Below are 20,800 nucleotides of genomic sequence, written 5' to 3'. Positions count from 1 at the left end.
CGATGACCTTGTGCCGTTCCTGCCCCCGCCGATCGCGGCCAGGGATGCATTTCCAGGTTGTTGGTCGTTGGCGTGCGTGCGCGGCAGCTTGGCGAATTGTCTTATGCCGCGCAGGTCGACCCCCACTCCGTCGAGCTTCGCTCGACACCTCTCCTCCGATCGACGGGGGAGAGGAAAGGCGCTTGGCTTTTTTGCGCACGACGCCCGTCCAGAAAAGCTCCCTTCCTTTCCCTCCGGAGGGGGGAAAGGTGGCGCTGCGAAGCAGCGACGGATTGGGGGAACCACATCGCAATCGAACCTCGCCTTGATTGGTCCGCCAACCACAGGGGAGGTGTGCATTCCCTAGCTCCGGGGAGTTGGTGCCGCCATATTCGACTGGCCACCACCGGGGGAAATCACGGCGTTGCCGCATCGCCAAACCATCGCGACGCGGCACGGGTGGCTTCCTCCAGGTCCGGCTCGCCATCAGCGGCCCAGGCGACAAAGCCGTCGGGGCGCACGAGTAGGGCATTCAGGCCAAGCCGCTCTCTTGCGTCCGCCGCGACATAGGTGATGCGCCCGCCCCAGCGGGTTGTGAGCGCTTGCAGGGCGGGGCTTGCGTTGAAATCGAGCAGCAGGCCGTGTCCGGACCTCATCCGTTCGCCAAGCCTTGTCCGGTCCGACAGCTCGAAGTCGGGCGCGCTGCGGCCCACCAGCCCGTGGCCGCCGCCGAGATCGTAGCGAAGCCCGACGCTCCACACCCGGCCAGCGAAATAGGTCGCGCCGTCGCGCGTGCCGATGAGGTCGCGGATGATGGCTTCGAGCGCGCGCGAACTGGGGCTGGGCCGCATCAGCGCGACCTGCGCGCGCGACCAGTCGAGGACCTGCGCCGCCACCGGATGGCGCTCCTCGAAATAGCTGTCGAGCAGGCCGGCCGGCGCGTCGCCGCGGATGGTCGCTGCAAGCTTCCAGCCAAGGTTCATGGCGTCGCCAAGGCCGAGATTGAGCCCCTGGCCGCCCAGCGGCGAATGGATGTGGGCGGCATCGCCTGCGAGCAGCACGCGGCCCTGCCGGTAGGTCGCGGCGAGATAGGCGCGGTCCGTCCAGGTGGTGGCGAGCTTCAGCGCCGTCAGCGTGACATCGGTGCCGGAGACGCGGCGCAGCACTGCCTGCACATGCTCTGTCGTGACCGGCTGGCTGCGGTGGAAGGCGCCGTTGTCGAAGTCGACCATGGCGATGGTGCCGGGACGGGCATAGGTGTACATGCCGCCCGCCGTATAGTGCCGGCCGGGGCTGAGCTTGTCGGGATCGGCCAGTTCGACTTCGGCGGTATAACCGGTGAATTCGGCATCGGTACCGGTGAATCCGAAGCCGCCAAGCTTGCGGACCGTACTGCGGCCGCCATCGCAACCGACGAGCCAGCCCGCGCGGAAGGTCTCGCCGCCGGCGCGAACGGTCACGTCATCCCCGGACTGGGTGAAGCCCTCGACGCCAAGGCCGCGCCGGATCCCCACGCCCATCGCGGTGGCGCGGTCGGCGAGCATGGTCTCCAGCTCTTCCATCTCGACCAGCAGGTTGGTGCCTGCGGGCCCCGGCAGACGATAGGGCCATTTCGACATGTCGACGGCGTCGAGGTAGAACTGGATGCCGGCGAAATGGCCGCCCGGGCGGCGCTGCTGCTGGGCCCAGTGCGCGCCGCCGTCCTTGCTCGGCGCCGCCGCCATCTCGCTCAGCAGGTCGCGACGATGGAAGGCTTCGGTGGTGGGCACTGACAGGCCGCGCATGCCGAAGGGCAGCCGCTTCAGCGGCGAGCGCGGATCCGGCGCCTGTTCCAGCACCAGGACGGACAGGCCCGCCAGGCGCAGCTCGCAGGCGAGGAACAGACCGACCGGACCAGCGCCGGCAATGATGACATCATGGGGAATCGGATTGTGCATGAACTACTCCTTGGTCGTTGTTCGACCGGAGCGTTCCTCGATTTGAGAGCCACACGGACGAACGATTGGACGCTTCATGAGCGTCCGATGTTCGTCGCGGGGATCTCGTGCACGAAGCCAAAGACCAGAGCTTTCGTTACCGAAAGGAGTTGGGCTTACCAAACCAACCCTGCCTTTTCCGACAGGCGGCATATAATGGTATGGCGATGGGCTCGCAACAGGGGGCACGATGATTTTCTGGATAGCAGGCGTGGCCGGACTGATTGTGGCCTACCTCTTCGGTTCCATTCCGACCGGCTATATGGCGGGCAGATTGCTGAGGGGTATCGACATACGCGAGCATGGCTCAATGTCCACCGGCGCGACCAACGTGCTCAGGACGCTGGGCAAGGGGCCGGCCCTGGCGGTGCTGCTGGTCGACGTGCTGAAGGGCGTCGCGGCGATCCTGTTCGCACACTGGCTCGAAGCGTCGCTGACGCCTCCGGTAGGGCTCGACGCGCAGGCTCTCGTGCCCTGGGCCGTGTGCCTTGCGGGACTTGCCGTGCTTCTGGGGCATGGCCGTTCGATCTGGCTGAACTTCACCGGCGGCAAGTCCGCGGCGACAGGGCTCGGCGTGCTCCTGGCGCTGTCCTGGCCGATCGGTCTCGGCGCGGCCGTGGTCTTCTGCGCCGTGCTGGCGATATCGCGGATCGTTTCCCTGAGCTCGATGCCGGCGGCGTCGACGGCGATCGTGCTCGCCTGTATTCTGGAGCAACCCTTGGCCTATCGGCTGCTGGTCATCGCCGGCGGCCTCTATGTCATCGCGCGCCACCGCGCCAACATCGCGCGGCTGCTGGCGGGCACCGAGCCGCGCCTGGGTCAGGGCGGGCCGGATTGAAGATCGAAACAGGGGACCTAGATTGTCGGCTCACACAAACACGATCGGATTGCCTTCCTGTCGTGCCATGCCGATCAGTGATCGCATGTGTCCGGCGAATTCTTTGACATATTCGTCAGGACTGGCGTCAATGAAGGCGAGTTCCTTTTCAAGTTCACTGAAGCTGACGTCCTCGATCACGTCCCCGCAGTGGCTGCCGGAATAAAGAACAAGCCGCTGCAGAGCTGATGATTTGCCGAGATATCCAGCGATCGTGCTTCGAAGGTGATCGATGCCGGCGATATTGCCGAGCCATTGCTCGGACGCTATCACGGCCTCCCAAGGCAATTTTGCTCCATCGGGATAAACGACTGCGCATTCCCCTGAGATAGGTTCGCGCTCGAAGCGGTATCGTGGGAACCCCTTTTCCAGAGCCAGACTGCTTTTGAATACGATTGCCGTCAGGCTCATCCCGGTGTTCCGTCTGTCAAGCCGGCAAGCCCGCCTTCCGCAACGCATCAGTCACATCGCTAGCGATCGCTGGCGCAAGTCCCACGGCCGCGGACCAGCGGCCAATGGTGAAATGCGGGTCGAGCGACAGCAGCCGGGCGGCCGACGCTTTGGCTTCCTCGATCCGCCCGAGCCTTGCCAGTGGCGCGGCCAGCCAGCCGTGCAGGATGCTGAAGCCGGGATTCATCTCCACCGCCCGGCGCCCGGCCGCAATGGCCTGCTCATCCCGGCCGGCGAGGAAGTTGCCGAAGCCGATCATGCCTTGCGGCACGCAGTTCATGGCGTCCAGGGGGTTCAGCCGCAACGCCTGCTCGCACCAGTCGATGGCGCGGGCCGCATCGCCGCCATAGGCCACCGGCACGCAGCCGAACGTGTAGACGAAAGCGCAGGAGGCGCTGAGCGCCAGCGCCTGCGAAAACGCCTCGTCGGCCAGCCTGCGGTCATGCTCGACCAGGCCGATGGTGAAGCCGGCCAGAGCCAGCGCCATGGCATCGCCCGAGCCATGCTCGATCGCCGCGTGCGCATGGCGCGAGGCCTTCTCGCGGTGCTCCGCCCGCATGCCGCCACGGATGAAGAGCGTCTGATGCGCCCAGGCTGCAAAGCCATGCGCCAGCGCGTAGCTGGGCTCGATCGCGAGTGCCTGGTCGAGCAGCGGCAGGCCCTTGGCGGCGCCCTGCGGCATGAAGGTGTAGACGTCGGGCAGGGCGCGCAGGAAGAGATCATAGGCGTCGAGACTGTCGGGCCGCCTGCGCCTGACGCGCTCGATCTCGGCCCGGCGCAAATTGGGCTCGATCGCCGCGACCACGCTGATGGTGATCTCGTCCTGCAGCGCGAACACGTCGGTCAGCTCGCGGTCGTAGCGTTCGGCCCACAGATGGCTGCCGTCCTCGGCATCGATCAGCTGGCCGGTGATGCGGACCCGGCCGCCCACCTTGCGCACGCTGCCTTCCAGCACATAGCGCACGCCGAGCTCGCGCCCGACCTGCTTCACGTCCACCGCGCGGCCCTTGTAGGTGAAGCTCGAATTGCGCGCGATCACGAACAGCCAGCGGATGCGCGCCAGACCGGTGATGATGTCCTCGACCATGCCGTCGGCGAAATAGTCCTGCTCCGCATCGCCGCTCATGTTGGCGAAGGGCAGCACGGCGATGGACGGCCGGTCGGGAAGCTCAGGGCAGGGCGCCGGCCGCGCGGCCGCGCCCGCATGGCCTTCCTCGCGCACGGCGCCGACGAACCGAAAGCCCCGGCGCAGGATGGTGCGCACGAGGCGCTGCTCCTCACCGCTGTCGCGGAGCGCGCTGCGCAGGGCGTTGACGCGGCTGGCAAGCGTGGCGTCGGAGACGATGCGTCCCTGCCAGACCGCGTCGACAAGATCGTCCTTGCTGACCACCCGGTCGCGGTTGCGGACCAGATACTGGAGGAGATCGAACACTTGCGGTTCGACGGAAATCAGGTCGTCGCCACGGCGCAGTTCCCGCCGGTCGCCATCCAGAGCGAAATCCTCGAAAAGATACGGCAATTGCTGGCTCCAGATCGCGCGGGAAGAGCGATTCCGGCACTCTAATGCATGTCGCCCAAAAGATTAAACCGCGTCGTGGAGGCAAAATCAAAGCGATCTCAAGAGAAAATCAAGAGAAGCTGAAGGTGGTCTCAAAGCGAGCCCCGCCGCCCCGTCGCATAGTCCTCCTGCAAGCAACGCAAACAACGCCTTTGAAAAGGAGAACTCAAATGTCCACCACCGCAGCAATCATCGCTTCCGCCGCTCTCGCCCTCGGCGTCGCCGCCTCCGGAACCGCCCATGCCCAGCCCGTGAAATCCGTCGTCCTCGTGCATGGCGGCTTCGTCGACGGCTCGGGCTGGGAAGGGGTCTACCATCAGCTCAAGAAGGACGGCTACGACGTCACCATCGTCCAGAACCCGACCACCTCGCTCGCCGACGATGTCGCGGTGACCAGGCGCGCCATCGCAGCCGCTCCAGGCAATGTCATCCTGGTCGGCCATTCCTATGGCGGCGTGGTGGTGTCGGAAGCCGGCACCGATGCCAAGGTGGCCGGCGTCGTTTATATCGCGGCCTTCGCGGCGGATGCCGGCGAGTCGGTCTCGACGCTGATCGCCAACCCGCCTCCCGGCGCTTCCGTGCCGCCGATCCTGCCGCCCGTCGACGGCTTCCTGATGCTGGACAAGGCCAAGTTCGCCGCCTCCTTCGCCGCCGACGTCAAGCCCGCGCTTGCCTCCTTCATGGCCGACTCGCAGGTTCCGTGGGGCGTGGCCGCGCTCGAAGGCAAGGTGACCGCGCCGGCCTGGAAGGTGAAGCCGTCCTGGTACATGGTCGCCAAGGACGACCACATGATCCCGCCGCCGGCCCAGCGCCAGATGGCGAGCCGCGCCAAGGCGACGACGGTCGAAGTGCCCGGCAGCCATGCCGTCTACGTCTCCAACCCCAAGGCTGTCGCCAAGCTCATCGAAGAGGCCGCCGTCACCGTCGGCAAGAACTGAGCTGCTTCGCAATCGATGCAGGCCCGGGCGCAGGCGCGCCCGGGCGTTTTTGCTTGTTGCAAGGGCTGCTGGCCGGCGGCATGTCGGGTCTGATATCTGTCAAGCCCGCCGATCCGGTCTCCGACATCAGGCGGCCGCCGCTGAAGAGTGCTAAGCGGGACGATGTGGCAGACACGGGAAGGCATAGACCGCCGGAAGACAAGGGAAACGGTTCAGACAAATGGCAAGGCGGTTTGCGTTTCTCCTGGTGCGCGACTTCACGCTGTCGCCGCTGTCGCTGTTCATCGACACGCTGCGGCTGGCGGGTGATGAGGGCGACCGCAGCCGGCGCATAGAATTCGACTGGGAGATCGTCGGAGAACGCGGCCTGCCGATCCGCGCGAGCTGCGGCGTGGAACTGCTGCCGACCAAGGGCATCGGCAATCCGGAGGATTTCGACAATGTGGTGGTGGTCGGCGGCCTGCTCGACACCAACCGCGCCCTGAGTTCCGACAAGGAGGCGTTCCTGCTGCGCGCCGCCGAGAAGGGTGTGCCGCTGACGGCGCTGTGCACCGGCAGCTTCGTGCTGGCGCGCTACGGCCTGCTCGACGGCTACAGCGCCGCCGTCAGCTGGTTCCACATCAAGGACTTTCGCGCCGAGTTTCCCGACGTGAACGCCCATGCCGACAGCCTCTACAGCGTCGACCGTGGCCGCGCGACCTGCGCCGGCGGCACGGGTGCGGCCGACCTTGCCGGCTATTTCGTGTCGCAATTCATCGGCCAGAAGGCAGCGGAGAAGGCCGCCAAGATCCTGGTGCTCGACCGGATCAGGAGCAGCCGCGACGTGCAGCCCGTCGGCGACCTGTTTCCGGCGGCGTCGAGCCGCGCGGTCAAGCGCGCTTTGCTCTTGATGGAGAGCAATCTGCAGGAGCCGCTGTCGGTCGCCGAGATCGCCAGCCGCCTGAACGCATCGCGCCGCCAGCTCGAGCGGCTTTTCGGGTCGGAGCTCGGCATCGGTCCGATGGCGGCCTATCTGGCGCTCAGGGTGCATCATGCGAAGTCGCTGCTGGAAGGCAGCGATCTGCAGATCGGCGACATCGCCTATCGCTGCGGCTTCACCAATGCCGGCCATTTCAGCCGCGTGTTCCGCCAGCAGACCGGCATAACGCCGACGCATCTGAGACATCCGAATAGAGCGCTGGCGGGAGGCTGAAGGAGGGACCGACACAGGGCGATTATCTGGTTGGCAACCTCAATTGGCTGCGGCAATCATTCCAAGGATCCTAGGCAAGATCGCCCATACGCCCAAACTCACCAATGAGCTGATAAAGGAACTGGCGCGGCGAAAGCGTCACGAAGCCAAGGAATAGCCATAAAATGCGAACGGTCATCGTCGTGGGTTTACTGGTTTGCGTCGGTACCGCGCGCGCGGGCGAGTTGGACTACCTCAGTGATAAGATCGTTGGCTGCTTAGTCATTCCAGTCTCTATTGGAGATGTTCCATTCAAGGTGACATTCGAGGTCACATCAGGTTCGGCTGGCAAAGCGAAAGCTGCCACCGTGGTAGCATATGAGCCTCATTCCGAGGCGATGGCTAAGGCCGCTCCGTTGCTCGCAAAAGGCGTGATGAGATGTTGGCCGCCGGGGATCAAAACCAACCCAACTCGCTTCACGTTTTCATGGGGCGAATAGCTATTCGCACTCTTGGTTTGTCAGCCAGACAATAGTCCAACGGAGCGGGGCAAATCGCGCTCCCAGCTCTCTCAAAGGTTCTCTTCATCACCGAGCCAGCACGCAAGCTTCACAAAGTTGCGGATAGAGCGACTGGCCTCATCAACAAATGTGACTGTCGCTCCCGCCGGGTCTACCTATCCTTCGGCAACGGTGGGGAGATTCGGGAATTGGATAGCGTCGACAGGCTGGAAGCGTTGATCGCGGAGGGTGGCCCGGATGCCGCCGCGCAGGCGCGCGCCTTGCTGGAGGGCGTCAAGAGCGCCTCGCGGCTCGGCTTCGAAGCGGTCGAGGAATTCCTGATCGAACTGATGACGCTGGCCTTCGCTGTCGAGGCCGGCCTGGAAAGTTTCCAGGATTCCGCACGCCGCCTTGCCCGCATGCGGCTCTACAGGTTGAAGCTCCTGCTGGCCTGAGCGGCAGTCGGAAAGCGGGTGAGGGCGCTCCCTTCACGAAATCCGCTGCCCGCCTTCATCCAGCAACACGCAGCCGTCGGGATCGAAGCCGACCTCGATGGCCTCGCCCTCGCCAAAGACGCGGCCGCTGATCGGCGTGTTGGCGCGGATCAATGTGCCGCCGCCGATGTCGATCTCGTAGATGGCGCTGCCGCCGAGATACGAAGCGGAGACGACGCGGCCCGACAATCTGTTGGCGCCCGCCGCCGTACCGACCGACAGTTTCTGCGGCCGCACCACGACCGTCACCTTGCCGCCTTGCGCCAGTGGCTTCGGGGGAACGACATTGACCGTCTGGCCGGCTGCGAGCGTCACCGCCGTGCCCTGGCCGGACCGGGTCACCGTGCCGGGAAGCATGTTGGCCTTGCCGAGGAAGTCGGCGACGAAGGCGGTGGCCGGCGTCTCGTAAACCTCCTGCGGGGTTCCGATCTGCTCCACCGCGCCGGCGTTCATCACCACGATGCGGTCGGACATCGAAAGCGCCTCTTCCTGGTCGTGGGTGACGAAGATGGCGGTGATGCCTGTTTCCTTCTGGATTTTCTTGATCTCGACGCGCATCTCTTCGCGCATGTTGGCGTCCAGCGCCGACAGCGGCTCGTCGAGCAACAGCACCTGCGGCTCGAAGACGATCGCGCGGGCCAGCGCGATGCGCTGCTGCTGGCCGCCCGACAGCTGCGAGGGAAGCTTCTTCTCGGTGCCCGGCAGCCGCACCATGTCAAGCGCCTTGCCGACCCTGCGCACGATCTCGGGCTTGGGCACATCGCGGTATTTCAGGCCGAAGGCGACATTGTCGAAGACGTTCTTGTGCGGAAACAGCGCATAGCTCTGGAAGACCAGGCCGATGTTGCGCTTGTAGATCGGCACGTCGTCGACGCGGCGCCCGTCGATCATGATCTGGCCGCCCGATATGTCGACCAGGCCGGCGATGGAGCGCAGGATCGTCGTCTTGCCGCAGCCCGAGGGGCCGAGCAGGGTGACGAAACTGCCCTTGGCGATCGAGAGCGAGAAATCGCGCACGGCGACGAACTTGCCATAGGCGATGTCGATGTCGCGGAACTCGACCGCCGGGCTGTTCGCCGCGGCGGCCGTGCCCAGAGCGCTTGCCCCGGCCGAGGCCGGCCGGGGGCTGGATAGGGTGTCCTGGCTGTCAGGCACCTTTGGAAATCCTGTTCCACTGCTTGGTCCAGGCGTCCTCGTTGGTCGCCCAGTAGGTCGGGTCGGCGAAGGTCAGCGACTTCATGGTGCCGGTCTTGTCGAAGGCCGGCAGCTTCTCGATCTTCTCGGTGAGCTTGACCTTGGTCGGGTCGAGCGAGGGCGGATAGCTCTGGCCCTCGGCCACCGCGATCGAGGTCGCGGGATCGAGCATGAAGTTGATCAGTTCCTCGCACTCGGCCATGGGCGAGCCCTTCAGGATCAGCATGTCCTCCATCCAGGCATAGGAGCCGGCCGGATCGAGATAGCCGATCGGCTGGCCCTGGTCCTGCAAGGCGGCGACGCGGCCCGACCAGGCGTCGGTCACCACGATCTCGCCCTTGGAGAGAAGGTCCATCAGCTCGGCGCCCGAGCTCCAGAACTTCTTGGCGAGGTCGCGCGTCTCGCGCACCTTGGCCCAGATCGTGTCCATGTCCTTGATGTTGTTGGGATCCTGGCCGGTGGCGAGCGCCGCGTACCAGACGCGCGTGGTCATGTCGTCATAGCCGCCGACCTTGCCGGCATATTTCTTGTCGAGCAGGAGCGCCGCGCCCTTTTCCTTGGCCTCTTCGGGCGAGATCACCTTGGTGTTGTAGGCAATGCCCGTCGTGCCGTAGTCGTAAGGCACGGCCGAGAGTTTCGGCGTCAGCTTGCGGAACGGCTCGATCATCGGCTGGAGCACATTCGCCATGTTGGGAATGTTGGCCTCGTTGATCTCCGAGGTCAGGCCGCCGTTCACATATTTGATGTAGTAGTTGACGCCCGAGGAATGGATGACCTGGTAGTCGCCGGGCTTGGCGGTCTTGATCTTGGTGATGATCTCGTCCTCGTCGCCGAACGTGCCCTGGACCACCTTGAGCTTGGTCTTGGCCGTGTAGGGCTGGAAGGCGTATTTGTCGATCGCGTCCTGCACAGTGCCGCCCCAGCCGTCGAAGCGAACCTCCTGGACGGCGGCCAGCGCCCGGCGCATCCAGGGCATGTCGAGGCCGGCCGCAGCCGCCGCGGCGGCCGTCAGCGTCAGGAACGTGCGGCGGCTGAGATCGCCATTGGCATGTCTGTCGTGCAGCCTTTCCAGCCGCTTGGTCGTTGTCAGTTTCATCGTGCTTCCTCCGTTGGTTGGCCGCGTCTTTTCAATCTTGTCAGGCTTTGCAGGATCAGGCCGCCGACGAGCGGGATGCCGACGGTCACCAGGATCATCACGGTGCCCAGCGCATTGATCTCCGGACTGATCGAAATCTTGAGCATGGACAGGATCTGGGTGGGCATGGTCTCGACGCCCGCCGGCCGCCAGAACAGGCTGGCCGAGGTGTTGTCGAAAGAGATGGTGAACGCAAGCAGCGCGCCGCCGACCACCGCCGGGACGAGCAGCGGCAGCGTGATCTCGCGGAAGGAGGCAAAGCGCGACGCGCCGAGCGAAAGCGCCGCCTCCTCGTAGACGCGGCGGATGCCGACCATGCGCGCCTGCGTGATCAGCACGACATAGGGCACGGCGAGCAATATGTGGCCGAGAACCAGAAGCAGCATGGTGCGCGGCTGGTCCACCGCCTTGATCAGCACCAGCAGGCCGACGCCGAGGATGGTTTCGGGCACCAACGCGGGCATGATCACCAGCGTGCTCAGCGCCTGCTTGCCGGTGAATTCGAAGCGCACCAGCGCGAACGCCGTCACCACGCCGACGGCCGTGGTGACGGCTGCCGTCACCAGCGCGATCCACAGCGAGGTGCGGAAGGCCGCCAGCACCTGCTCGTTGGCCATCAGCTTATAGTACCATTGCAGGGAAAAGCCCGTCATCGGGAAGCCGCCGAACATGGAGGCGTTGAAGGACAGGATGACGGTCGCCACGATCGGCGCGAACATGAAGATGTAGACGCAGAGCGTGATGAAGCCGGTCAGCCGCCAGGCCCATCGGCCTTCTTCCTTGCGCCGCGCCTTCATCCGTCCAGTCCCATTGTCCACCCCGATCCGGTCATCCGCTCCAATCCGGTCATCCACCAAGGCCCTTCACGATCTGCGACATGCCCATGTAGCGGGTGTAGACGGCGGCGAAGAAGCCGAGCACGACGAACAGCACGATCGACAGCGTGGCGCCCATCGGCCAGTTCAATTCACCCATGATGGTGTCGTAGATCAGATTGCCGAACAGCGCGTCGCGGCCCGAGCCGAGCAACTGCGGCGTCACATAGCTGCCGGCGGCCAGCACGAAGCAGAGCAACAGGCCGGCCGCCAGGCCGGGCAGGGACAAGGGCAAAGTCACCTCGCGGAACGCCTGCGCGCTGGTGCAGCCCATCGAGCGGGCCGCCGAGATCAGCGTGCGATCAATGCCTTCGAGGCTGACATAGACGTTGAGGATCATGTAGGGCAGCAGGAAATGCAGCATGCCAAGGATGACCGCGCCCTCATTGTAGAGCATCGGCAACGGCTCGTTGATGATGCCGAACTTGATGAGCGCGACGTTGATGACGCCCTGTTCGCCGAGGATGTTGATCCAGGAGAAGGTGCGGATGGTGAAGCTGATCCAGAACGGCACGATGAGCAGCAGAAGCAGCAGCCATTTGTGCCTGAAGGTCGTGGCCCAGATGAAATAGGCGGGGAAATAGCCGAGCACGCCGCACAACAGAGCGGTGATGGCGCCGACCCGCAGCGTCTTCAGCAGGAAGCCGGAATAATAGCTGTCGGTGAAGAATTCATGCCAGTTCGCCGTGGTCAGCGCGCTGGTCTCGACGCCGGCGGTGACGAAAGTGAAAAAGGTGTAGGCGGCCATCACGGCGATCGGCAGCACCAGGAAGAAGATCAGCAGCACCAGCACCGGCGCGACCAGCATCCAGGCCAGCCGCGGATCATACAAGGTCCATCGTCGTTCCATGACCACCCGGTGCGCCTTCTTTGAAGCGCGTGTTTTGTTCCCGGAGGCAAGATTGGGTGATTGGAGGCCCAATGTCTACAGCAGGCGATTGAGCCAGTGGAAATCGTTGTGGCGGCGGGCTGCTTGAACACCGAGGCACCGCGACGTGACCTGTATTCCTGCTCGATCAAATCGCCGGCAAACCGGCTCTCAATCCTTCTTCGCCTGTCCCTTCAGCACGCGCGCCTCGCGCACCAGCGAACTCCAGTTCAGGCCGAGCAGGTAGATCAGTTCAAGGGCATCTGCCTCGCTGATGCCTGTCTCGGCGACCAATCGTTTGACGACGTCGTCGAGTGTTTCGTTGTTGCTGTCTGATGTCATTGAACTTCCCCCTTTGGAAAGGTCAACGACCATCAAATGTTATAGTTCCGCCTTGCGATGCCAGCGCGGGCGGAGCGCGGCTCAGCCTTTCGGCAGGCCGCGCGCGATCAGCCGGGCAAGGCGCTGCGAGAACGCCCTGGCATCCTCCGGCTTGTCGCCGTCGAGCACGCGCGCCTCATCCAGGAGCAGATGCGCGGCGTCGTCCTTGAAGGCCTGTTCGTCGTCGCCGAGCTTGGCGAGCGCCAGCACGCGCTCATGGCGCGGGTTGATTTCGAGAATCGGTTTGGCGGCCTTGTCGAGGCGGCCGGCGGCGTTCATCAGCCGCTCGAACTGGCGGTCCGGGCCATGCTCGGGCGCGACAAGGCAGACCGCGCTTTCGGTCAGCCGGTCGGATGCCTTCACGTCCGAGACGGCGTCGCCAAGGGCGGTCTTGACGAAGGCGAGGAAGCCGTCGACCTCGGGCGCCGCCGCCGTGTCGGGCTGCTTCGCCTCGTCGAGCAGCGGAATGTCGGCAAGCTCGGCCACGCCCTGCGTCACCGATTTGAACGGCTTGCCGTCGAAATCCGGCGCCATCGTCACCCAGAAGCTGTCGACAGGATCGGTGAGCAGCAGCACCTCGATGCCGCGCGCCCTGAAGCCTTCGAGCTGCGGCGAGGCTTCGAGCCGCGCGCGGTCGTCGCCAGCCATGAAGAAGATCGCCTTCTGGCCTTCCTTCATCGCGCCGACATAGTCGGCGAGGCCGCGCCAGCCTTCGCCCGAAGCGGTCGAGCGGAAGCGGGCGAGGTTCAGCAATTGCTCGCGCCGCTCGTAATCCTCGTAGAGCCCTTCCTTGAGGACGACGCCGAAATTGTCCCAGATTTTCGAATAGGTCTCGGCCTCGTTTTCCGCGAGCTTGGCCAGATCGCCAAGCACGCGGTTGGTCAGGCCCTTGCGGATCGAGGCCAGCAGCGGGCTCTCCTGGATCATTTCGCGCGAGACGTTGAGCGGCAGGTCGGCGGAATCGACCAGGCCGCGCACGAAGCGCAGATAGCGCGGCAGAAGCTCGGCATCGTCGGTGATGAAGACGCGGCGCACATAGAGCTTCATGCGGCCCTTGCGATCCTGGTCGAAGAGATCGAACGGGCGCGATCCCGGCACGAAGGCGAGCACCGAGTATTCCTGGCGGCCCTCGGCGCGGAAATGGATGGTGGCGGCCGGCTCGTCATACTGGCCCGACAGGCCACGGTAGAAGTCGGTGTATTCCTCGGGCTTGATCTCGCTCTTCGGCCGCACCCAGAGTGCCGTGCCGTCGGCGATGTCGCGCGCCTCCGCGCCAGGCTTTTCGACCAGCGTGATCGGCACCGGCACATGGCCCGACTGCGACTTGGCCAGCCCTTCGAGACGGTAAGGCGTGGTGTAGGAGGCCGCGTCCTCCATCAGGTGCAGCACGACGCGAGTGCCGCGTGCGGGGGCGGCTTCGAGCGGGGCAGGGGCGATCTCGTAGGAACCCTTGCCGTCGGACGACCAGCGCCAGGCTTCCTCGCTTCCGGCCAGGCGGCTGATGACGTCGACATGGTCGGCCACCATGAAGGCGGAATAGAAGCCGACGCCGAACTGGCCGATGAGCTGCGTGTCCTCGGTGCCCGAGCCGACGCGCTCGATGAAGGCGCGGGTGCCGGAGCGGGCGATGGTGCCCAGCGCTTCGGCCATGTCGTCGCGGCTCATGCCAATGCCGTTGTCCTCGACGGTGATGCGCCTGCTGTCTGGATCGGCCGAAATGGTGATGCGGGGCTTGGGATCGTCGCCCAGCAGTTCGGGGCGGCTGACGGCTTCGAAGCGCAGCTTCTCACAGGCGTCCGCGGCATTGGAAATCAGTTCGCGCAGGAAGACGTCCTTATCGGAATAGACCGAATGCACCATCATGTGTAGCAGGCGCGAAACGTCAGCCTCGAACGCCCTTGTTTCGGTTGCTTTTGTGTCTGTCGTCATTCCGCTTTTCCCACGCTTCTCATCCGCCCGCCGCGCCATGCACGATCCGGGTTTGCTGTTCAACCATTTTCAATTGCGCCGGCAACCGGATTCAGCAAGGCCAGCGCGCCGACAATATCGTGACGCGATGCGAAGGCGACAAGGGGGGCGCCGGCGGCGGAACTGCGATCTCCCCCCTCGTTGGGAGATGGCCGGCAGGCCAGAGGGTGCGTGGCGGCATGCATTGTCATATGCCGCGCCGGGTCGACCCCCACTCCGTCGAGCTTCGCTCGACACCTCTCCCCCGATCGACGGGGGAGAGGAAAGGCGCCAGGCTTTCTGCGCTCGACGCTTGTCCAGCAAGGCTCCCTTCCTTTCCCTCCGGAGGGGGGAAAGGTGGCGCTGCGAAGCAGCGACGGATTGGGAGAACCACCTGGCAATCACTACTGAAGCCGATCAGTCATGCCAGTCATAGACGATCTGTGGATCCCCCAGCCCACCTTGCGGGGGCGAGTGACCCAAGATGGGCTGGGGTCACGTTCCTTCGCCCCCTCTGCCCTGCCACGAGGGGGGAGATCGGCAGCTTGTCGGCCGGCTCCTTACTTGCCCGCCATCTGGTCGGCGAGCGCCTGCGCCTGGGCAAGCAGCGTGGGATAGGCAGGGTTGCCGGGCAGGCTCTTGCCGAGGCAGGCGCGGAAGTCGCTGTCGCCTTTCGCCCAGGCGGCGTTGGCCGCGTCGGAGGTGCTTTCGTCGCTCTCGTCGGCGCCCTGCTTGCTGAGCTTCTGGGCGGCGGTGTCCGCCGCGCTCCACACGGCGTCGCAGGCGGCGATCTTGGGGATGGCGGGGTTGGCGGGCGCCTCGGCGATGAGGACGCTGTTGCCCTTGACCACCGTGACAACGACCTCCTGGTCGTAGTTCGGCCCGATATCCTGCGCCCAGCCGCCCAGGCGCGCGATGGCCATATCCGCGCCTTCAGGCTTCTTCAGGGGAAGATCGAGCGTGCCGGTGAAGGCGGCGTCGCTGCCGATTGCCTGGGTGTAGAAGGCGTCGAGCTTCAGCGCCGCGTCGAAATTCGTCGGCAGCTTGAGGTCGGCTTCCGTCTCGGCCGCGCGCGATTTCAGCCAGCGCTCGACCAGCCCGCGTGTCGAGGCCACGATGCTGGGACCGTCATCGGTGCCATGGCGAAGTCCGTCCAGCATGCCGAAGCCGACATCCGACGAGCTCAGGCTTTCGATGTTGATCGTGCCGGCGGCGGGGAAATCCTTGACCGTGAAAGGCCCGAGAAGATCGGAAAGGCGCTTTTCGAGGTCGGCGCGGGCCTTTTCATTGGCCGCGTCCAGCGTTTCCACCGGGCTGTTCGCGCTTTCCATGGCCGCGATCGAGGCGATCGCCTTGTCGCGCGCGGCGATATAATCGTCTTCGGGCGAAGCCGCCAAAGCCGTGCCGCTCGCCAGCGCGAACAGAAGCGTCCAGACCAGCCGCATGACAGAACCTTTCCTCGTGGTGATGCTTCGGGTGAGCCAGCCATCCGGCAGCTTTGCGGCGATTGCGCGGCAAGGGCGCCGGCGCGCGCATTAACCAACAATTAACTATCCGGTCGCCTTTGAATCGAATTTGACGGATAGTGTTCGTGTCGAAGCGAGGCCGTCCAACGGGACCGGCCGAAGCCGAAAAGAAAAAGCGACGGACCACCGTCGGCCTACGGGGAGGCGTCAGCATCATTCTTGATGTGGAGCGCCGGAATGAAGATCGAAGACGCGGTTACCGCTGTAACGTCCGAGGCCAATGCGCTGCTGTCGTGCCTCGGCCAGCCCGTCGTCGCCTACCACGTGACCGCAATCATGCGAGAGGCGGACCGGGAGCATGCCAGGCGGATGCAGCTTGCCCTGATGCGCAGAAGCGTCGAGGCGCTCGTCGATGACGGGCTGGAGGATGACGCCGCGATGCATTTTGCCGCGCAGTTCGATGGGCGGGTCGACTCGACCTGGCAGCTGCTGCACGCCGTCAACGGCGCGACGCATTGAGTTCGGTCACGGCGTTAGGCGTCCACACCCTCGAACAGCCGGATAACCGAGGTGCGCGTTGCGGGTGAAAGCGCGATCGAGCACCAATCGATGAGGCCCGACTACCCCTTGCGCTTCTCCACCTCGGCCTTGCGCAGCAGGAAGCGCTGGATCTTGCCGCTCGGCGTCTTCGGCAATTCGCTGACGAAGTCGATCTCGCGCGGATAGGAATGGGCCGAAAGCCGCTTGCGCACATGTTGCGCCAGTTCCTCGGCGAGTTCGGGGCTGCCCTGGAAAGCCGGCGTCAGGATGACGAAGGCCTTGACGATCTCGGTGCGTTGCGGGTCGGGCACGCCGACCACCGCCGCCTCGTTGACGGCGGGATGCTCGATGAGCGCGCTTTCGACATCGAACGGCCCGATGCGGTAGCCGGATGAGGTGATGACGTCGTCGGCGCGGCCGATGAAGGAGACGGAGCCGTCGGGCTCGTATTCCACCGTGTCGCCGGTGCGGTAGTAGCCGCCCTCGATCGCCGGCGTCTCGGCCTGGTGGTAGCCGTCGAACCAGCGCAGCGGCGACCTGGCGATGTCGACGGCGAGGATGCCGGGCTGGTTCGGGCCGAGTTCGTTGCCGGCCTCGTCCAGCACCACCATGCGGTAGCCGGGCATGGCAAAGCCCGCCGAGCCGGCGCGCACCGTATGCGCCAGCCCGTGGTGGTTGTTGACCATCATGCCGTTCTCCGTCTGGCCGTAATGGTCGTGGATTGGGGCGGCGAGATGGGCGTCGAACCAGCGGATCACTTCCGGGTTGAGCGGTTCGCCGGCGCTGCTCACCACGCGCAGGCGGCCCTTGATGCGGGCGGCGGCTTCTGGTCCCTCGGCGAGCAGCAGGCGGAAGGCGGTGGGCGAGCCGGCAAGGCTGGTGACGCCCAGCCGCTCGATCACCTCATAGGTGCTCTTGGCGGTGAAGGGACCTTCGTTGAACGTGGTGGCGATGCCAAGCAGCAGCGGCCCCGTGATGGCGTAGTAGAGGCCATAGGCCCAGCCGGGATCGGCGATGTTCCAGAAGATATCGTCGGGGCGCAGGCCGATCGCGTCGCGCATATAGGCGCCGAAGGCGAGCAGGGCGCGTAGCGGCACCGGCACGCCCTTGGGCAGGCCTGTCGTGCCCGATGTCGACATCATCATGAACAGGTCTTCGCCGCGCCGCATGACCGGCGCGCAGTCCGGCGAGGAGGCGGCAAGGGCCGCGCGGAAATCGATGTCGCCGTCAGCCAGGGCGTCGCTGGCGCCGAGGATGGTGGCGACCGGCGGGCGGCCGGCGATCTCGTCGAGCTTGCCGCGATTGGCGGGATTGGTCACCACCAGCTTCGCACCGCTATAACCCAGGCGATGTTCGATGGCCTTGGGGCCGAAGGCGGTGAACAGCGGCTGGTAGACGGCGCCGATGCGCCAGCCGCCAAGGATCAGCGCCACCAGTTCGGGAATGCGCGGCAAAAGGCCGGCGACGACATCGCCGGGGCCGACGCCCGCCGCCTTGAGCAGGTTGGCGGCGCGGCCGGACAGGGCGTCGAGATCCTCGAAGGTGAATTCGCTGAGTTCACCCGCGGCGGAGATCGCGCGCAGCGCCAGCCGGTTTTCGCCCGTATGGCGGGCGCAGCATTCGACATAGGCGTTGATGCCGGTTGCCGGGTCACCCTGCAATCGGGCGATCTCGTCTTCGATACGAAAGCGCGCGACGGCGTCGTCATGGCGCGGCAGACCGGCGTCGGTCGTGGTCATGGCAATCCTCCCTGGCCTCCCTGGCGGCACGCCATCTCCCCATGGCGCGCGGTCGGAAGGACAATGGCATCATAAGGCGGCGATGGGCAACGGAGAGGCCGGCCGCCTTTTAAAGCGGCGCTTCGTTACCAAAGGCCTTCAGCCTTTCGTTCCAATGCTGTATCCAGCGGCCCGAATGCAAAAGGCCCGTGAATGACCGAGACGCTTACACAGAACGAACCCGATGCCGCCTGGCAGGACGATGTCCGCCAGGGCGTGCGCCATGTGCGCGACCTCGACCGCCTGCCGCTGTCATCAGGCGAACGCGCGGCCGCGCAGGAAGCCGCCGCGCACCACAAGGTGCGTGCGCCGAAAGCCTATCTCGACCTGATCGACTGGAACGATCCGGCCGATCCGATCCGCGCGCAGATCATCCCTTCGCCGGCGGAACTGGACGCGGCGGAGGGCGAGCTCGACGATCCGATCGGCGATCACGCGTTCAGCCCGGTGCCGCGGCTGACGCATCGCCATGCGGACCGGGTGCTCCTGTTCCCGACCTATCAATGCGCGGTCTACTGCCGCTTCTGCTTCCGCAAGGAATCGCTGACCTCGATCGGTCGCGGCTACACGCGCGCGGCGCTGGAGCCGGCGCTGGCCTATATCGCGGCGCATCCCGAAATCCGCGAGGTGATCCTGACCGGCGGCGATCCGCTGTCGCTGCCCGATGCGGCGCTCGCAGAAATCCGCGCACGCGTCGAGGCCATCGCCCATGTACGGCTGCTGCGCATCCACACCCGCGTGCCGGTGGCGCTGCCGTCGCGCATCACGCCAGGGCTGGTCGAGGCACTGCAGGGACGGCTGATGGTCACGGTCGTCACCCATTTCAACCATGCGCGGGAAATCACGCCGGCCACCGAGACAGCGTGCCGGTTGCTGCGCCAGGCAGGTTTTGTGCTGCTCAACCAGAGCGTCCTGCTCAAGGGCGTCAACGACAGTGTCGAGGCGCTGGAGGAGCTGTGCCGCGAACTGATGTACCGGCTCGGCGTCAAGCCGTACTACCTGCACCATGGCGATCTGGCGCGCGGCATGGCGCACCGGCGCACCACGATCGCGCAGGGACAGGCGCTGGTGGAAGCGCTGCGGGCGCGGCTGTCGGGCATCTGCAATCCGGTCTATGTCATCGACCTGCCCGAAGGCGGCGGCAAGGTGCCGCTCGGGCCTTGCCACGTCGAGGCGCATGACGGCGAGCACTGGCGCCTGCGCGGGCTGGACGGCGAGGCCAGGGATTATCGGGAGATCGTCGGCGCCGGGGACAACCGGTCTTCGAAAGATCCGACTGCCGGCTCGTGATGCCGGAATGCTTCCGCCGGATATGGCCAGCGTTGGCGCTGCCCCTCACTGTCCTGCCGGACATCTCTCCCCGTATAGTGACGGGGAGAGAGGGGCTGGCCGCGATGCCGGCGCATTCTTTCCAAGGCTGACAGTTGGCGAAGCCCGGGATGACAGCGTCCCTCTCCCCGTCACTATACGGGGAGAGGATGCCGGCAGGCAGGTGAGGGGCAGCGCTTGCGTTAAAGACCGTCGCGCTCTGCCAGGAACGCATGACGCAGAGCAATCGCGCCGACGCTAAACCCCGTCGCCACCGACAAAAGCCAAGACGACCACGCGCGGAGCAACGCAATAGGCGAGGCTAACCTCGCGGCCCGTCCTCGTCGTGGCGCGGCCGGAGCCGAGATCGACGGTGATGTCCTCATAGCCGAGGACTTCCAGATCGAGCGGGTAGGCGGCCTTGTAGACCGCTTCCTTGGTGGCGAAGAGGAGGCGTCCGGCAAGCTGTTCGTCGACCGCGCCTGTCCGGTCGGCCGGCGTCGCAACGATCGGCAAAAGGTCGTCGGGCAGGGGCAGTGCCGGCTCGACATCGATGCCGAGCGAGCCGACATCGCCAATGGCCGCGACCGCCGCCACGGCCATGTCGTCGTCATGCGCGAGCGAACCCGTTATCCCACCCGGCCAGGCCGGGGCGCCGGAAGGCGTTCGCAGCAGGGCGAAGCCGTCGAAGCCGATATCGGCCAGCAGCCGATGCGCGAGAAGCCGCGCCGCGCCGCTGGCCCGCCGCATCGCCGGCTGGCGCGCGGGCATGGAGCGCGCCTCGGCCGGCAGCAGATGCGCCTCGTCGTCTTCGCGGATCAGCCGGCATCCGGTGCGCACGCCGGCCGGGGCCATGGCGGCCATCGCGCGGGCGAGTGCGATCTCCTCGGCTGAAACCAGGCCTGACGTCATCGGTTTCCAGCGGGTCCGGACAGGACGAGATCGGCGATCATTTCTCCATCCTCGTCCAGCCCTTCTTCCGTGAAACCGGCGGCGCGGTAGAGTTGCCGCGCGGCCTCGTTCTCCGGTTCATAGCAGATCGAGACGTGCCTGACGTGGCCGAGCCCGCGGATTTCGTCCAGCACGGCGCGCAGCGCCGCCTTGCCGTAGCCCCGGCCTTGCCAGGCGCGGTCGATCATGAAGCGGTAGATGCGCGCTTCGTCGTCGTCTTCGGGAGCATCGTACATCAGGAACCCGACGACCTGATCCCCGGCCAGGACGGCGCGCGGCCGGGCATCTTCATCGGACCTGGCCTCGCGCAGGGACTCCGCGTTGCTGGCGACGAAATCGACCTGCCCGGGGGCCAGCCGCAGGGCCGTGACCATGGCCCGGTTGGCCCTGGTCACGGGAGAGAGGCGGATATCG

The 20,800-nt window shown here is 65.6% G+C and carries 20 protein-coding genes; 7 read left to right on the top strand and 13 right to left on the bottom strand.

Annotated features, from left to right (window positions below; genetic code table 11):
• Positions 1 to 395 precede the first annotated feature (395 nt).
• On the bottom strand, positions 396 to 1,916 hold the full coding sequence (locus FFS37_RS24910; protein WP_137933625.1) for an FAD-dependent monooxygenase: 1,521 nt from the start codon (positions 1,914 to 1,916) through the stop codon (positions 396 to 398).
• A 229-nt stretch (positions 1,917 to 2,145) separates the two neighbouring features.
• Between FFS37_RS24910 and plsY the strand changes: the two genes are divergently transcribed.
• Positions 2,146 to 2,793, top strand: coding sequence for a glycerol-3-phosphate 1-O-acyltransferase PlsY (plsY, locus tag FFS37_RS24905; protein ID WP_137933624.1), 648 nt, complete (start codon positions 2,146 to 2,148; stop codon positions 2,791 to 2,793).
• Between the two features lie 30 nt (positions 2,794 to 2,823).
• On the opposite strand, the gene FFS37_RS24900 is transcribed toward plsY, so the two are convergent.
• Together FFS37_RS24900 and FFS37_RS24895 are read right to left on the bottom strand one after the other, a co-directional pair.
• Positions 2,824 to 3,243: a hypothetical protein gene (locus tag FFS37_RS24900; RefSeq protein WP_137933623.1), complete on the bottom strand. Its 420-nt coding sequence runs from the start codon at positions 3,241 to 3,243 to the stop codon at positions 2,824 to 2,826.
• A gap of 16 nt (positions 3,244 to 3,259) precedes the next feature.
• Positions 3,260 to 4,801, bottom strand: coding sequence for a winged helix-turn-helix domain-containing protein (locus FFS37_RS24895; RefSeq protein WP_137933622.1), 1,542 nt, complete (start codon positions 4,799 to 4,801; stop codon positions 3,260 to 3,262).
• 209 nt (positions 4,802 to 5,010) lie between these two features.
• On the opposite strand from FFS37_RS24895, the gene FFS37_RS24890 reads away from it, so the two are divergent.
• From FFS37_RS24890 to FFS37_RS24875, 4 genes are all read left to right on the top strand, one after another.
• A complete protein-coding gene (locus FFS37_RS24890; RefSeq protein WP_232375760.1) occupies positions 5,011 to 5,778 on the top strand; it encodes an alpha/beta hydrolase in 768 nt (255 codons plus the stop codon).
• 220 nt (positions 5,779 to 5,998) lie between these two features.
• Entirely contained in the window at positions 5,999 to 6,970 is a 972-nt protein-coding gene (locus FFS37_RS24885; protein ID WP_137933621.1) for a GlxA family transcriptional regulator, read from the top strand.
• A gap of 164 nt (positions 6,971 to 7,134) precedes the next feature.
• Entirely contained in the window at positions 7,135 to 7,449 is a 315-nt protein-coding gene (locus FFS37_RS24880; RefSeq protein WP_137933620.1) for a hypothetical protein, read from the top strand.
• A 209-nt stretch (positions 7,450 to 7,658) separates the two neighbouring features.
• Positions 7,659 to 7,904: a hypothetical protein gene (locus FFS37_RS24875; RefSeq protein ID WP_137933619.1), complete on the top strand. Its 246-nt coding sequence runs from the start codon at positions 7,659 to 7,661 to the stop codon at positions 7,902 to 7,904.
• Positions 7,905 to 7,937: 33 nt separating this feature from the next.
• On the opposite strand, the gene FFS37_RS24870 is transcribed toward FFS37_RS24875, so the two are convergent.
• The 7 genes from FFS37_RS24870 to FFS37_RS24845 all read right to left on the bottom strand — a co-directional run bounded on the left by FFS37_RS24870 (position 7,938) and on the right by FFS37_RS24845 (position 15,788).
• On the bottom strand, positions 7,938 to 9,098 hold the full coding sequence (locus FFS37_RS24870) for an ABC transporter ATP-binding protein (RefSeq protein ID WP_137933618.1): 1,161 nt from the start codon (positions 9,096 to 9,098) through the stop codon (positions 7,938 to 7,940).
• Positions 9,091 to 10,233: an ABC transporter substrate-binding protein gene (locus FFS37_RS24865; RefSeq protein ID WP_137933617.1), complete on the bottom strand. Its 1,143-nt coding sequence runs from the start codon at positions 10,231 to 10,233 to the stop codon at positions 9,091 to 9,093. Before FFS37_RS24865 ends, FFS37_RS24870 begins: the two co-directional genes overlap by 8 nt.
• Positions 10,230 to 11,069, bottom strand: a complete 840-nt coding sequence (locus FFS37_RS24860) for an ABC transporter permease (RefSeq protein ID WP_137933616.1) — start codon at positions 11,067 to 11,069, stop codon at positions 10,230 to 10,232. The genes FFS37_RS24865 and FFS37_RS24860 overlap by 4 nt, the downstream gene beginning before the upstream one ends.
• A 49-nt stretch (positions 11,070 to 11,118) precedes the next feature.
• Entirely contained in the window at positions 11,119 to 11,997 is an 879-nt protein-coding gene (locus tag FFS37_RS24855; RefSeq protein ID WP_137933615.1) for an ABC transporter permease, read from the bottom strand.
• Positions 11,998 to 12,186: 189 nt separating this feature from the next.
• Positions 12,187 to 12,357 carry a hypothetical protein gene (locus FFS37_RS35835; protein WP_171026405.1) on the bottom strand — a complete coding sequence of 57 codons (171 nt, stop codon included), beginning with the start codon at positions 12,355 to 12,357 and terminating at the stop codon, positions 12,187 to 12,189.
• A gap of 81 nt (positions 12,358 to 12,438) precedes the next feature.
• Positions 12,439 to 14,325, bottom strand: a complete 1,887-nt coding sequence (gene htpG, locus FFS37_RS24850) for a molecular chaperone HtpG (protein ID WP_137933614.1) — start codon at positions 14,323 to 14,325, stop codon at positions 12,439 to 12,441.
• A gap of 578 nt (positions 14,326 to 14,903) precedes the next feature.
• Positions 14,904 to 15,788, bottom strand: a complete 885-nt coding sequence (locus FFS37_RS24845) for a hypothetical protein (RefSeq protein WP_137933613.1) — start codon at positions 15,786 to 15,788, stop codon at positions 14,904 to 14,906.
• A gap of 258 nt (positions 15,789 to 16,046) precedes the next feature.
• Here FFS37_RS24845 and FFS37_RS24840 point away from each other — a divergent pair, with 258 nt between their 5' ends.
• Positions 16,047 to 16,328 (top strand): hypothetical protein, encoded by a 282-nt coding sequence (locus tag FFS37_RS24840; protein WP_232375759.1) that lies wholly within the window; start codon positions 16,047 to 16,049, stop codon positions 16,326 to 16,328.
• 101 nt (positions 16,329 to 16,429) lie between these two features.
• Here FFS37_RS24840 and FFS37_RS24835 read toward each other — a convergent pair whose 3' ends face one another.
• A complete protein-coding gene (locus FFS37_RS24835) occupies positions 16,430 to 18,094 on the bottom strand; it encodes an acyl-CoA synthetase (RefSeq protein ID WP_137933700.1) in 1,665 nt (554 codons plus the stop codon).
• Between the two features lie 186 nt (positions 18,095 to 18,280).
• Between FFS37_RS24835 and FFS37_RS24830 the strand changes: the two genes are divergently transcribed.
• On the top strand, positions 18,281 to 19,417 hold the full coding sequence (locus FFS37_RS24830; protein WP_137933611.1) for a KamA family radical SAM protein: 1,137 nt from the start codon (positions 18,281 to 18,283) through the stop codon (positions 19,415 to 19,417).
• A gap of 276 nt (positions 19,418 to 19,693) precedes the next feature.
• Here the strand turns inward: FFS37_RS24830 and FFS37_RS24820 are convergent, their stop codons facing one another.
• Complete coding sequence (locus tag FFS37_RS24820; protein WP_137933610.1) at positions 19,694 to 20,347, bottom strand: 4'-phosphopantetheinyl transferase family protein; 654 nt, start codon at positions 20,345 to 20,347, stop codon at positions 19,694 to 19,696.
• Positions 20,344 to 20,760 carry a GNAT family N-acetyltransferase gene (locus FFS37_RS24815; RefSeq protein ID WP_137933699.1) on the bottom strand — a complete coding sequence of 139 codons (417 nt, stop codon included), beginning with the start codon at positions 20,758 to 20,760 and terminating at the stop codon, positions 20,344 to 20,346. Before FFS37_RS24815 ends, FFS37_RS24820 begins: the two co-directional genes overlap by 4 nt.
• Positions 20,761 to 20,800: the final 40 nt, after the last annotated feature.

Origin of the sequence: Mesorhizobium comanense (assembly GCF_005503535.1) — a bacterium.
Classification (GTDB): Bacteria; Pseudomonadota; Alphaproteobacteria; order Rhizobiales; family Rhizobiaceae; genus Mesorhizobium; species Mesorhizobium comanense.
This window is presented reverse-complemented; position numbering and strand designations above follow the sequence as displayed.